This window comes from Fontivita pretiosa, assembly GCF_050410795.1.
GTDB classification, from domain to species: domain Bacteria; phylum Planctomycetota; class Phycisphaerae; order Tepidisphaerales; family Tepidisphaeraceae; genus Fontivita; species Fontivita pretiosa.
The window spans coordinates 1,963,082-1,976,205 of the sequence record NZ_CP191258.1 but is presented as its reverse complement, the minus strand read 5'-3'; the positions used below and the strand labels follow the sequence as shown (position 1 = coordinate 1,976,205).

General features: G+C 63.7%; 12 protein-coding genes. 9 read left to right on the top strand and 3 right to left on the bottom strand.

All coding sequences use genetic code 11. The annotated features are described in order from the left end of the window. Positions 1–21: 21 nt before the first annotated feature. Entirely contained in the window at positions 22–1,611 is a 1,590-nt protein-coding gene (gene gpmI / locus ACQS5P_RS08065) for a 2,3-bisphosphoglycerate-independent phosphoglycerate mutase (protein WP_428940384.1), read from the bottom strand. A gap of 106 nt (positions 1,612–1,717) precedes the next feature. Here gpmI and ACQS5P_RS08060 point away from each other — a divergent pair, with 106 nt between their 5' ends. The 8 genes from ACQS5P_RS08060 to ACQS5P_RS08025 all read left to right on the top strand — a co-directional run bounded on the left by ACQS5P_RS08060 (position 1,718) and on the right by ACQS5P_RS08025 (position 8,760). Next, positions 1,718–1,936 carry a hypothetical protein gene (locus tag ACQS5P_RS08060; RefSeq protein WP_428940383.1) on the top strand — a complete coding sequence of 73 codons (219 nt, stop codon included), beginning with the start codon at positions 1,718–1,720 and terminating at the stop codon, positions 1,934–1,936. Between the two features lie 271 nt (positions 1,937–2,207). Then, positions 2,208–3,143 (top strand): ParA family protein, encoded by a 936-nt coding sequence (locus ACQS5P_RS08055; protein WP_428940382.1) that lies wholly within the window; start codon positions 2,208–2,210, stop codon positions 3,141–3,143. Beyond that, entirely contained in the window at positions 3,140–3,541 is a 402-nt protein-coding gene (locus ACQS5P_RS08050) for a VanZ family protein (RefSeq protein ID WP_428940381.1), read from the top strand. The genes ACQS5P_RS08055 and ACQS5P_RS08050 overlap by 4 nt, the downstream gene beginning before the upstream one ends. A 57-nt stretch (positions 3,542–3,598) precedes the next feature. Continuing rightward, positions 3,599–4,138 carry an HIT family protein gene (locus ACQS5P_RS08045; RefSeq protein ID WP_428940380.1) on the top strand — a complete coding sequence of 180 codons (540 nt, stop codon included), beginning with the start codon at positions 3,599–3,601 and terminating at the stop codon, positions 4,136–4,138. Between the two features lie 151 nt (positions 4,139–4,289). Then, positions 4,290–4,601, top strand: coding sequence for a hypothetical protein (locus ACQS5P_RS08040; RefSeq protein WP_428940379.1), 312 nt, complete (start codon positions 4,290–4,292; stop codon positions 4,599–4,601). 45 nt (positions 4,602–4,646) lie between these two features. After that, positions 4,647–5,588, top strand: coding sequence for a carbohydrate kinase family protein (locus ACQS5P_RS08035; RefSeq protein WP_428940378.1), 942 nt, complete (start codon positions 4,647–4,649; stop codon positions 5,586–5,588). Positions 5,589–5,697: 109 nt separating this feature from the next. Beyond that, a complete protein-coding gene (locus ACQS5P_RS08030) occupies positions 5,698–7,752 on the top strand; it encodes an ATP-dependent DNA helicase (RefSeq protein WP_428940377.1) in 2,055 nt (684 codons plus the stop codon). 39 nt (positions 7,753–7,791) lie between these two features. Next, positions 7,792–8,760, top strand: a complete 969-nt coding sequence (locus ACQS5P_RS08025; protein WP_428940376.1) for a hypothetical protein — start codon at positions 7,792–7,794, stop codon at positions 8,758–8,760. Positions 8,761–8,776: 16 nt separating this feature from the next. Here the strand turns inward: ACQS5P_RS08025 and ACQS5P_RS08020 are convergent, their stop codons facing one another. Next, positions 8,777–9,094: a hypothetical protein gene (locus ACQS5P_RS08020; RefSeq protein WP_428940375.1), complete on the bottom strand. Its 318-nt coding sequence runs from the start codon at positions 9,092–9,094 to the stop codon at positions 8,777–8,779. 161 nt (positions 9,095–9,255) lie between these two features. Next, positions 9,256–11,271: a carbohydrate-binding protein gene (locus ACQS5P_RS08015; RefSeq protein WP_428940374.1), complete on the bottom strand. Its 2,016-nt coding sequence runs from the start codon at positions 11,269–11,271 to the stop codon at positions 9,256–9,258. A gap of 578 nt (positions 11,272–11,849) precedes the next feature. On the opposite strand from ACQS5P_RS08015, the gene ACQS5P_RS08010 reads away from it, so the two are divergent. Further along, a complete protein-coding gene (locus ACQS5P_RS08010; RefSeq protein WP_428940373.1) occupies positions 11,850–13,076 on the top strand; it encodes a PQQ-binding-like beta-propeller repeat protein in 1,227 nt (408 codons plus the stop codon). Positions 13,077–13,124: the final 48 nt, after the last annotated feature.

The window sequence follows — 13,124 nt, the reverse complement described above, 5'->3', positions numbered from 1 at the left end:
GCCGTCCAGACAAGCCGATCGCTAACCCGGGATCAGTGACCGCCCGGTCATCTCACTGGGAATGGGCAGGCCCATCATGTGCAGGGCGGTGGGCGCCACGTCCGCCAGCCGCCCGTCGGGGGCGAGCTTTTTTCCGCGGAAGCGATCGTCCACGACGATGAACTCCACGTCGTAGGTGGTGTGGGCGGTATGCGGCCCGCCGGTCGCCGGGTCGATCATCTGTTCGCAGTTGCCGTGATCGGCGGTGACGATCGCCACGCCGTTGTGGCGCTGCACGGCGTCGAGGATCTTTCCGACGCACTCGTCCACCGTCTCGACGGCTTTGATCGCGGCGCTGAGCACGCCGGTGTGCCCGACCATGTCGCCGTTGGCGAAGTTCACCACGATCAGGTCGTACTGGTTGGAGTTGACGCGCCGCACGACCTCGTCGCACACGCCGTAGGCGCTCATCTCCGGCTTCTGGTCATAGGTGGTCAGCGGACGTCCATCCGGCAAGGTCTTGGGCGAGGGGATGATTTGCCGGTCTTCGCCGGGGAACGGCTCGTCGCGGTAGTCGTTGAAGAAGAACGTGACGTGCGGGTACTTCTCGGTTTCGGCGCAGCGGAACTGCCGCAGGTTCAGGTTGGAGATGTACTCGCCGAGGATGTTGACCATCTTCGGAGGCTTGGGATAGGCCACGTGAACGGGCAGGCCTTCCTCGTAGGCGGTCATGGTCACGTAATACAGGTCGAGTTTTGGTCCGCGATCAAAGCCGTTGAAGTCAGGCAGGACGAAGGCCTTGGTCAGCTCGCGTGGCCGGTCGCCGCGGTAGTTGTAGAAGATGACGCTGTCGCCATGGCGGACGGTGGCCCGCGGGGTGACGCCGTCCTCGCGGCAGATGACCGAGGGGGTGATGAACTCGTCGCCGGCCATGCTCGGCTCGGCGGGATTGTTGTAGTAGTGGATGATGGCTTCTTCGGCGGAGCGGAATTTCGGCCCGTCGCCGAAGACGATCGCGCGATAGGCGCGTTCGACGCGCTGCCAGCGGTTGTCGCGATCCATCGCCCAGTAGCGGCCGCTCACCGTCGCGATGGAGCCGACGTTCAACTCGCGCATCCTGGCTTCGACCTGGCGGATGTACTCGAGACCGGAGGTGGGTGGGCTGTCGCGCCCGTCGGTGAAGGCGTGCAGGAACACGCGATCCAGCCCGCGCCTGCGGCACAGCTCAAGGCATGCGAACAGGTGCTCGATCAGCCCATGCACGCCGGCGTCGGAGACGATGCCGAACAGGTGCAGATTCGAGCGGTTTTGCAGGGCGTTGGTGACGGCGGCGTTGAGCTGGGGGTTGTCGAAGAACTCGCCGCTGCGGATCTGCTTGGTGATCCGCACCGACTCCTGATCGACGATCCTTCCCGCGCCGATGTTCTGATGGCCGACCTCGCTGTTGCCCATGGTTCCCTCGGGCAGCCCCACATCAAAGCCGCTGGTGTGGATCAGCACGTGCGGATAATCGCGCATCAGCCGGTCATCCACGGGATGCTTTGCGAGCTTGACGGCGTTGGCGTGATCCCACTGCGGGTAAGGGTTGCTGCCCCAGCCATCACGGATGATCAGAACGAGCGGACGTTTCACGTTGATTCCTTTCTCCAGATTCAGCCGGTGATCTTAATCGCCGCGGGGATGAGAAACGAGGGACGAGAACGCCAGCGACGGGAAAATGAGAGATCGGAAATGCGCGGTGCAGCTTGACGGCCCGCGTGGGGGATGCGCGTCGGTGATCTCTCGCTTCCGGTGTTTGATCTGTCGCGATAATTTTCGCGCGGCGCGCAAAAAAACGTTGACGGAATTTTTCTCCACCTTTACATTGATGCGCAGAAAGGAGGTGACAATCGCTATGGCAAAGAAGAAAGCCGCCGCTAAGAAGACGACCAAGAAGACGACGAAGAAGAAGAAATAGCTTCTCGGTTCCGCCGGGCGACGTGGCTCCACTTCGTGTGTGACGCCCGGCCAGTCGTCAGGTCGTACGAGTTTCGCAGTTCAAGTCACCTTTAACCTGTTTCGGCCTTGGCTCCAACTTGGGCCGTCAAACAAACAAGAAGCCTTCCCTGCCACGGCGGAAGGCTTCTTTTTATGCGCCGTGGTCGTTGCCCGCTGAGCACTTCTGCTTGAAATTCGCACGGTTTCAGTGACACTTGCGGCATCCACAGACACGGAGGTCGCGGCCAATCATGCGAATCATCGCGCTGATGAACCAGAAAGGCGGAGTCGGCAAGACGACCACCACGGTGAACCTCGGCGCCGCGCTGGCCGAGGCGGGCAAACGCGTCTGCCTCATCGACCTGGATCCGCAGGCGCATCTGACCATCAACTACGGCATCGAGCCGCGCGATCAGAACATCGTCACCCTCTACGACGTGCTGCTGGACGAGCGCAGCCTGCTGGAGGCCATCCACAGCGTCGAGAAAAACATCGCGATCGTGCCCAGCAGCATCGATCTGGCGGCAGCGGAGATCGAGCTGGTCGCGGTCCTGGGACGCGAGATGCTGCTTAAAAAGCGACTGGAAGCGGCCGGAGACGCGCTGGAGTTTGATTACCTGCTGCTGGACTGCCCGCCGTCGCTGGGACTGCTCACGATCAACGCCCTGGCCGTCGCACATGAAGTCATCATCCCGATGCTGGCGCATTTCCTGGCGTTGCAGGGCGTGGCCAAGCTGCTGGAGACGGTGCAGCTTGTGAGCCGGCGGATGAATCCGCGGCTGCGTGTCAGCGGTGTCGTGCTGACCATGTTCGACGCCCAGACCAGGCTCAGCGGCGAGGTGGTCGCCGAGCTGGAGAACTTCATCATCGACGCTCGGGGACGCAACCTGCCCTGGTCGGACGCGGTGATCTTCGAGACCCGCATCCGCCGCAACATCAAGCTCGCCGAAAGCCCCAGCTTCGCACAGACGATCCTGCGGTACGGTCCGAAAAGCCCCGGAGCGACGGATTACCGGGCACTGGCCAGAGAGGTGCTGGCCATGGAGACCGCCCAACCGCAAATGTCTCCGGCTTCGACGCCCGGCATCGTGCAGCCGCAGCCGGCGGTCGAGGTAACGGTCAATCCGAATCTGGATGCATCGAAGCTTGCGGCGGCGAAGTCGCCGGACGGGGAAGTCGCCGCGTGAGCACGACAGGCCCATGGTACTATCGCACTGTTCGGTCGCTGACGGCGATCTACTGGAGCGGCATTTTCATCCTCACGCACCTGCCTCCCGCCGGGCTGCCTCCGGTGCGCGTCAGCGACAGGCTGGCACACTTCATGGTCTATCTGCTCCTGTCCGTGTTGCTGTGGGCGAGCCTGTGGTCCGGGCGGCGGGCGGTCGGGCGCCTGGGGGTCACCGTCATCGGCACCGCGCTGCTTTACGGCGCTTTGGATGAGCTGACCCAGCCGCTGGTCGGACGATTCGCATCGCTGGACGACTGGCTTGCCGATGCCGGCGGCGTGCTGGTCGGAGTGCTGGTCATGTCGATCGTGGCGGGGCTGATGCACGTTCTGCGCCGGGACCGGACACAGCAGGCGTAGCGAGCCTGCCTCGGCTGTGGGTGTTGCCGGCTCCACCCCTGCGGATACGATTCTGCCATGCCCAACCTCCCGATCCACGCTCCATGGCGCATGGATTACATCCGTTCGCTGGAGAAGCCCGAGCCGGACGGGTGCTTCATCTGCCGCGCCGCCGATGCGACCACCGACGAGCAACGCCGCCAGTGCCTGCTGGTCTGGTCGACCGATTTGTCCCTGGTCATCATCAACCGTTACCCCTACACGAACGGACATCTGCTGGTGGCACCGCGGGCGCACAAGGCCGAGCTGGAACAGCTCACGCGCGACGAGGTGCTGGATCTACAGATTCAGACCATCGAGGCGATCAAGTTGCTGCGGCGCGCCGTTTCTCCGCAGGGGTTCAACATCGGCATCAACCTGGGCCGCTGCGCCGGCGCCGGATTGCCCGGACACGTGCACCAGCACGTGGTGCCGCGCTGGGCGGGGGACACGAACTTCATGAGCGTCGTCGGCGAGGTACGGATCGTCCCGCAGGCCATGTCGCAGTTGTACGATGAACTGCGTCGCGTACGCGCGGAGATGAATACGGATGACAAAGGTGAAGGGGTGACAAGGTGAAAGGGTGAGAAGGGGAAATTCGCATCGCCCGGACGCTCTTGCTTAGGTCTGTTGCCCAATCACCCGATCACCTTGTCACCTTGTCATCATTGTCACGCCGACACTGTTGTCACCTTGTCATTCTGCGGCCTGGACGTAACCTATCACCCCCATGGACGTCGAGAATCGCAAGAAGCTTGTGCCGGGAGCCCGGGTCAGAGTCATACAGCAGATTCCCGCCCGGCATTATGTGCTGCCGACCGAGGTCCGCGGCAAGGTGCTCAGCTTCTGCCAGCGCCAGACTGGAAGCTGGTTCGCGCATGCGCAGGATGACAAGCTGTGGCTGGATCGTCTGGTGTTGCAGAAGGACGACGGCGAGATTACGACGCTGAACCTTGACGAATACACGCACGTGGAGATCGAGGACAGTGGCCAGGTGCCAGTAGCCGCCGGCGAGTCGGGCGCTTCCAGGACCGACAGGTGATAGCGCAGTATCGGGCACAAAGCGCTGAGCAGCGATCACTCCGCCATGGACGCCGCCATCTTCGGACATATCGTTGCCGACGTGCTGGGCGAGCCGATCGACCTTCGACATCCGCCGCGCCCGGGCGGCATGTCAGTGCTGCGGACGCTCAGGCTTGCCCCGGGGGGAAATGCGTGCAACGTCGCGGTGGCGATGACCAAGCTTGGCGCCACTGCGGCGGCGGCGGGGCTGGTCGGGCAGGACATTCTGGGGCGAGCGATCGTCGAGCGCCTGCGTGAGGAATCGGTGGATACGTCCGCCGTCTTCACCACCGATCAGGCGCAGACCAGCGCGACGATCGTGGCAGTGGAGCCGGGCGGCGAGCGGTGTTTCTTCCATGCTCCCGGCACCAACCCGCTGCTGAGTGCCGACATATTCCGGCGGTGTTTTGATCTGTTCCGCCAGTGCGCGTGGGTGCAGATCGGATACTTCGGCCTGCTGCCCGAGCCGCTGATTCGCCAACTGCCCGCCTTGCTCGAGGAGTTTCGCCAGCTTGCGCCCGGGTCGAAGATCGCGATGGACACGCTCAATCCTCCAGGTCCCTGGGAACTGCTCGAGCCGATCCTCGCTCAATTGGACCTGTTTGCTCCCAGCCGCACGGAAGCCGCGGAGCTGACCGGCCAGACCCGCCCGCAAGACATGGCCGACAGGTTTCATCAGTACATGCGCCCGGGATCGCTGGTGGGGATCAAGCTCGATGCCGAGGGCTGCTACCTGAGCGACGGGAAGCGGGGCGGGCTGGTGCCCGGGTACCAGGTACAGGTGATCGACACCACCGGCGCGGGCGACACGTGGTTCGGGGCGTTGCTGGTGGCGTTGCGGCGGGGGATGCCGCTGGAGCAGGCCGGCAGGTTCGCCAACCGCGCCGCCGCCGACTGCTGCACTGCCGTCGGCGCCTCGGCGGGGGTCAGGGGATTCCAGCAGACGCTGGAGAGAATGCAGGCGTAGCAATCATCCATCACCAGATCACAATGACCAGTGAGCTTGGCATTTGTCATTGAGACTCGGGTATTCGCGCTTGGTGCGAGGTCATCTGCATCTTACAATTTCCTAACTTGTGCCCACGACCCTCATCGACATGCTCGGCCCCGACGGGGCCATCGCGCGACGCCTGGGCGAGAAATACGAGCATCGCCCGCAGCAGCTCGAGATGGCCGCGGCTGTCGAACGCGCTTTCGCCCAGGGACATCACCTGCTGGTCGAGGCCGGCACGGGCGTGGGCAAGTCGTTCGCCTATCTGATTCCCGCCATCGACTTTGCCGTCAGGCACAGAAAGCGCGTGGTCATCTCCACGCATACGATCTCGCTTCAGGAACAACTGATCGAAAAGGACATCCCGCTGATCCAGTCGGTCTATCCCGACGAGTTTACCGCCGTGCTGTGCAAGGGACGCGGCAACTACCTGTGCCAGCGACGGCTCCAGCAGGCCCGCTCGCGACAGAACCTGCTGTTCGAGACCGAAAACCAGCTTGAATCGCTGTGGACCATCGAGCAATGGGCCAATCATACGACGGATGGTTCGCTGGCCGACCTGCCTGGCGTGCCCGAGCCGGGCGTGTGGGACCGCGTCTGCGCCGAACAGGGAAACTGCCTGGGGAAAAAGTGCCCGTTCTACGACCGCTGCTTCTGGCAATCGGCCAAACGCAGGATGCACAGCGGTAATGTCCTGGTCGTCAATCACGCGCTGTTCTTCAGCGACCTGTCGCTGCGCATGGCCGGCGTGAATTACCTGCCGAAGTATGACCTGGTGGTGCTGGACGAAGCGCACACGGTTGAGGACGTGGCCGGCGAGCACTTCGGACTGCGGATCAGCGAAGGCTCGATCCGCTACAACCTGCGCACGCTGTACGATCCCCGCCGCGGCAAGGGAATGCTCAGCAGCTATGGATCGGCGGCCAACGCGGCGATCCGCGACGTGGTCGAGCTCCACGAAGTCTCGCAGCGCTTCTTCGAGCGCGTGATTCACTGGCAGCAGACGCAGGGTCGGTCCAACGGTCGCGTGCAACAGCCTGATGTCGTGCCCAACGACCTCTCACCCAAACTGCGAGACCTGGTCAAGCACCTCAAGGAGCTGATCAGCACGCTCAGCGACGAGGCCGAGGTCAGCGAGATCGGCTCGATGGCGGAAAAAGTCGCCGGGATGGCGCTGGCCATTGACTCGATCCTGGGCCAGACGATCGAGGACGCGGTTTACTGGTTCGAGATCAGCGGGCAAACCCCCAGGCGCGTCAGCCTCCACGCCGCCCCGATCAACGTGGCGGCAGGACTGAAACGATACCTGTTTGACCGGGTCCGCAGTGTGGTGCTGACCAGCGCGACCATGTGCACCGCCGCGCCGCGCGACTCGCACGGGCGGGACGCCCGTGCCACAGGGAACACTTCACGTGACACGGGCGTTGCGCCCGTGCAGACTTCGCGGCCAGCGGTTGAGCCGTCTTTCCACTACATCGCCTCGCGGCTGGGCGTGGAGCATGCGCACACGCTTCAGCTTGGTTCGCCGTTCGATTACCACCGGCAGGCCACGCTGTATATCGAGACCGACCTTCCGGATCCCAGTGAGACCGCGCGGTTTCTGCCCGCCGCCTGCGAGAAGATCCTTCACTATCTTCAGCAGACCGGAGGCGGGGCGTTCGTGCTGTTCACCAGCTACTCCTCGCTGATCGAATGCGCCAATCGTCTCAAGCAGCAAATCGAGGCTCTGGGTTATCCGCTTCTGGTCCAGGGGCAGGACGCTCCGCGCAGAGTCCTGCTGGAACGATTCCGATCGGCTGAAAACGCCGTGCTGTTCGGCACCGCCAGTTTCTGGCAGGGCATCGACGTGCAGGGCGAGGCGCTGCGCAACGTGATCATCGTCAAGCTGCCGTTCGCCGTGCCGGATGAACCGGTCATCGAGGCCCGGCTGGAAGCAGTCCGTCGCGCCGGGGGCAACCCGTTTCTCGATTACTCGGTTCCGCAGGCGATCATCAAGCTCAAGCAGGGATTCGGGCGATTGATCCGCAGCAAGACCGATCGGGGGATCGTTGTGATCCTCGACAGCCGGATCAGGACCAGGCGCTATGGGAAGCTCTTTCTGGAGGCGCTTCCCGAGTGCCGCGTGGTTGAAGTGCGATAGCCGCCATCGCACTGTGCCACTTCGTGGAGGTCTGCGGGCATGTGGGGCAATGCGTTGGGCTGGTGCATCTCGCTGGCGATGGTAGTGGGGACGGCGATCGGGCTGGTGTGGCTGAACGACGCCGTCAGCACCGTCTCCCCGCGCACGCGGATAAGCCTGGACGGCAAACTCGCGGGCGCGATCGAGCTGCCCGTGCCGCCGGTCGCCGTCGTGCCATCCATTTCGCGCAACACCGACGCCGCGGATGTCTATCGCAAGGCGTTGGAGCAGTATCAACAGGACCCGCTGGCCTACGAGAAGTTCGCCCGCAGCGGATTGCTTCGCGACCTGGAAGATGTTCCGGGGATCTGGATGCTGGTGCAGGCCAGCGACTGCATCCAGGCCCGCCTGTTCGAGGCCGATCCATCACAGATCGTCAATTACCGCAGCGAGCGTCCGGCGCTGGACGGGCTGCGAACGCTGGGCGCCTGCGCCCGTCGTGCCGGACAACTGCTTCAGCGCGACGGACAAACCGAGGAGGCGATGCGGCTTTATGAGGCGGTCTTCTCCCTGGGCGACAAGCTCTATCGGGAGCGGCTGACCTACGCCCAGCTCGACGCCGGCCTGACCATGATGGCCGAAGCCGCCACGCTCATCGGCGCGCTGTCGGAATCGTCCGGCGATACGCAGCGGGCGCTGGCATGCCGCAAGTTCAACGAGGCGCGCAAGGCGTACGTCGCCGAGCAGCTTCTGCCGCTTCAGCGGATCTTCTCCAGCCTGGAACAGACCGTGATCGATCGTCACGCGGGAGACGTGTTTTATTTTGCCCGGCATGCACCGGAACGGATGTGGCGTGTGGAGGCGATCCTGAAGCTGGGGCGATATCGTTTCAATGCCGATCGTGTTGCCGACCAGCGTGGGGCGACGAAGCTGCTGAAGCAATTGTCACAGGATCCGGATCCGGTCATTCGCGCCGCCGCCGATGCGGCGCTGAAGCTGACGGTTCAGGAATACCGGTGGCTCAGATAGGCAGGCAGGGCGCAGGTCAGACGAACTCGGCCCCGATGCTGTACACGCCGCCGATGCACAGGTCGCAGCGAACCACACGGATGATGCGTGAAAGCTCCAGCGGTCCGCGTCCGATGCGGATGCGGCACAGTTGACCCACCTCCAGCTTGTCGCAGGAGATGAACCCCACGCCATAACGCGACACATCCTGCACGCGTACTTCCCATGGATCGAGGATCGGGCCGCTGTGCGGCATGATCCACCCGAGGGTTACTCCGCGCAGCCTGGGTCGGCGGCGACGGTCCGTTTCGGCACGCTGCTGTGTGAAGGTGGTTGGCCCTGCGTCCGGTGACATCCTTAGGGCATATCGGAACAACGCCGCCGCCGGATAAGCGGCAAAGCGATCGCGCAGGTTATCGGGACTGCCTGCGTCTGGCCGCGCAGTTGCGACGTTCGCAGCTTCGCAGCGCGGAATGTTGAACGTCGAATCGCTGGCGCCAGCTCAGACCCGGCCGCTCAGATCAGTGGCTCCAGAGCATCGAACCAGCGATTGGCCAGTTTCTGGTCGCCGCTGGCGTTGGGATGCACGCCATCGATGGTGTCGGCGTTGACGTCGAAGCCGCTGAACTGATCGACCCGGACCACCGGAGACGAGCCGGTCGATTTCGACGCCGCCACCGAAGCGATGCCGGCGTTGAGCTGCGCCACCTGGTCTTCCTTGCCGCGAACAGGGATGATCTGCGCCAGCAGGATGATCGCCGACGGGTTCACGCCCCGGATCGCGTCGATGATGTTGCGAATGTCGTTCAGCGTGCTGTCGATGCTCTGGCCCTGTTCAAGGTCATTGGTTCCGACATGAAGCAGCACGACCTCGGCGCCGCTGTCGCGCACCCAGGCGCCGACGCTGCCGGCGATCTGGTCGGCGCGCCAGCCGGCGTGCCCTTCGTGCTCCTGGTCGAAGTCCAGGTTCGGATACTCGCCGCTGTAGCCGGTCAGCTCGCTTCCCACGAAATCGATCGCGCGTCCGGCGGCGCGAAGCCGCTGCCACAGGTAATAACGATACGTCGGCGAGGCAGAGCTGCCCTGCGTGATCGAATCGCCCACCGCCAGGATCCGTGTCAGATGCTGTCTGCTGAAGCGGATGTTGCGGATGTTGCCGATGCCGTTGCGACCGCGGAAGACCAGATACAGGTCGTGGACTCCACTGACGTCGGCGACGTTCACCTGCTGCGCGCGGAAGTGGTTGAAAGATCCGGTGGGCTGGGCGACCAGCGTGCCGACCACCGGGCCGTTGACGCCGTCGATCCGCAGCTCGATTCGCCCGCCGCGATTGGACGTCGGCAGCGCCAGATCGATGCTGACCGACTGCGCGCCGCTGCCCGGGCCAAAATCCAGGTTGTCGTAGCGGACCCAGTCGCCGTCATCCAGGTTGTTGATCTCCCCGCCGGATCGTCCCACTCCGTTCTGCGCGTCGAATTGAGCCGAAGCGAATCCCGCATACGGATCCTTCACGGTGCTGGGATCCGGATCGGTCTGCACCGTCAGGCTGTCACTGATCGGGCTGAAGGCGTTGGACGCATCAAAGGCCCGCACGGTGTAGGTATAGAGCGTTTCCGGCTCCAGGCCGGTATCGGTGAAGCTCGTGGATGCCGTCGTGCCCACGGACTGGCCGTCGCGGAAGATCTCATAGCCTGTCACGCCGCGGTCGTCGCTGCTGGCCGACCAGCTCAGCGTAATCGCGGTGTTGGTCGTATTGCCGGCGCGCAGGTTGGTCGGCGCGGTGGGGGGCTGGTTGACGCGCTGGCCGATGGTGGCGGAGGTGCTGGCCTGGGCGGAGAGATTGGCCGCGGCGTCAATCGCCTGCACGCTGAACACATACCCCTGCCCCGGCTCAAGTCCGGATCGGGCATAGTAGTTCATTCCCGGATTGGTCGTGCCCACCTTCGAGCCATTGAGATACACATCGTAAGCCACCACGCCCGACGGATCGCTGGCCGGATCCCAGGTCACGCGTATGGCGGTGTCCGAGGCCTGGGTGGCGGTCAGGCGCTGTGGCGGGGTGGGTCGCACGGTGTCGATCTGCGCCGGCACCAGTCGCGACGCAGGCAACAGTTCCTGTGGCCAGCGGTCGCCCAGCCATTCCACCTTCACCTGCGGGCTTGCGCTGTCGGTCCAGTAATCCACTCTGAAATTGTACAGTCGGCCCCCGCCCAGTCGGATTTCCCCGCTGCGTTGGCGGAGGCTGTGGCGCGACCAGTCGTTGACCACCAGCTTATTGCCCACCCAAAGCCGCACACCGCCGCTGCTGTGCACCACGAAGCGGTAGGTGTCGGTCACTTTCGGGAGGATCTGCCCGACCCAGCGGACTGAAAATCCGTCGGTTCCGAGCTTGCTGGACGGCGGGCTGGACCACTGGAAGTCGATCGTCGCATCCGTGCGAACCATCTTCGCCGCCGTGAAGTTCGTGCGGGCAAAGTAAGCGGCTGCCAGCCCGCCGTCGGCCAGCAGCATCCGCCGCTCAAGGCCTTCCATGGCCGGGCGGACCGTCCGGTTCGAACTGCGATTGGATTGTTCTTTTGACGCTCCAGAGCAGGCCATAACCACCACCCACTACCGGTTCAGGGTGCTAAACACAAGGTGCAACACAAAACGCGAAACCGGGAACGCGCCCTGGCCAGGCGCGAACTTTGGCGTCGCATGCGGGTTCCGGCCGACGCCCGCGGGTCGCGGTATCCAACTCTACACGATGAAGGACGCCGTTGCGTACCGGCATCTTCCGGCAGATTCTTGCCAATTGCCCCCGTTCGACTCACTCCATCGCCAAAATCCCTACTGTCCGATGATCAGCCCTGATTATCGGTCGTCCGACTCGATCAGCTTGATTGCCATTGGCGTCTGAGCAGTACGCCATACCATCACGCCATGCGAAACGGGATGAAGTTGCTGTCGCGAATCCACATGCGGTGCCTGCTGATTGTGAGCAAGGCCGCTGCGACCGCCAGCCGGCTGTGGGCGACGGACCAGAGGTTTGACGGCTGTCGCGGCAAACGGTTATCCTTGCCGCGGTTGTCGTTATAGTTTCCCGCGTTGCAGCCGCAGGAGCGACCCCCGTGAATCAGCACCCGCAGCAGTCCCGAATCTACCTGCAACATCTCCGGTCCGGCCAACTGGACAACCTGCCGCTCCGGTTTCTGGTCCTGCTCGTAATCGCATTGGCAATCATGGGTTGTGCCCGTACCAGGCCCGCCCAGATCCAACCGGTTCCCACCAATGCGTTCATCAAACAATGGCAGGCAGACCTGGATCTGCGAGGCGAGAGAATCACCCAACTGCATCTGGCGGCGGACCAACTGATCGCCTACACCAGCCGCAACCGCGGATACTGGATGACCGCCAGCGGCGGACAACTCAAAGGCGCCAGCCGCATTGCGCCGCCCGGGCACACGCTTTACAAGCCGATCGCCCTGAGCGATCGGATCGTGATTCCCACCACCGGCTCGCTGGCGGCGTTCACGTTTGATGGACGCGAGCTGGAAACCTACACCCCGGCTCGAGCCTTGCACGGCAACGCCGCCGGCGCCGGAAACTCCGTCTACGTCGGCGTGACCATGCCCGGCAGCGGGCGACTGGCGCGCTTCGACCTGGAACCCAACTTCAGGCTCATCTGGGAAATGTACACCACCGACGGCATCGTTGCCGCCCCTGCCATCGTCAATGACGCCATCTACTCCGCCGGCATTGATGGCCGCGTCTGGGCCTGCACCAGCGCGCGGGCGGCGCTGTGGCCGCTGGAAGCTTACTCGTTCAAGACCGACGGGCCGGTCACCGCCGACGTCAAGGCCGACGACTTCGGGGTGTACATCGCCTCGCAGGACGGCAAGCTGTATTGCCTGGATCGCGATGACGGCAAAATCCGCTGGATCTATTACGCTGGCGTGCCGCTGGTGGAGTCACCGATCGTCCTGGCGGATACCGTCTACCTGCTCGTGCCCCGACACGGTATGGTCGCCATCAACAAGCTGGAAGGCAAATTCGCTCGTGAGGCGATGTGGACCTGCGCTCAAGCCCGGCAATTCCTGGCCAGCGACGAAAAATACGTGTACGTGCGCGACGCACGAAACACGATCGTGGCGTTGGACCGCGCCAGCGGGCGACCCGCCTTCCACAGCCGCCGAAACGACCTGAGCGTTTTCGCCACCAACACCAGCACCCCGATGATTTACGCCGCCACCAGACGCGGCTCGATCCTGGGCATTCGTCCCGTGCTCAAGCCCGGCGCCGTCGGGGAGATCGTGTGGGAACAGACCACGCTGCGGCAGTCGCTGGCGATGCGGTGAAACTCGATCAGAAGGCCCGATCACGAACCAATGACAACTTTGGTCGTT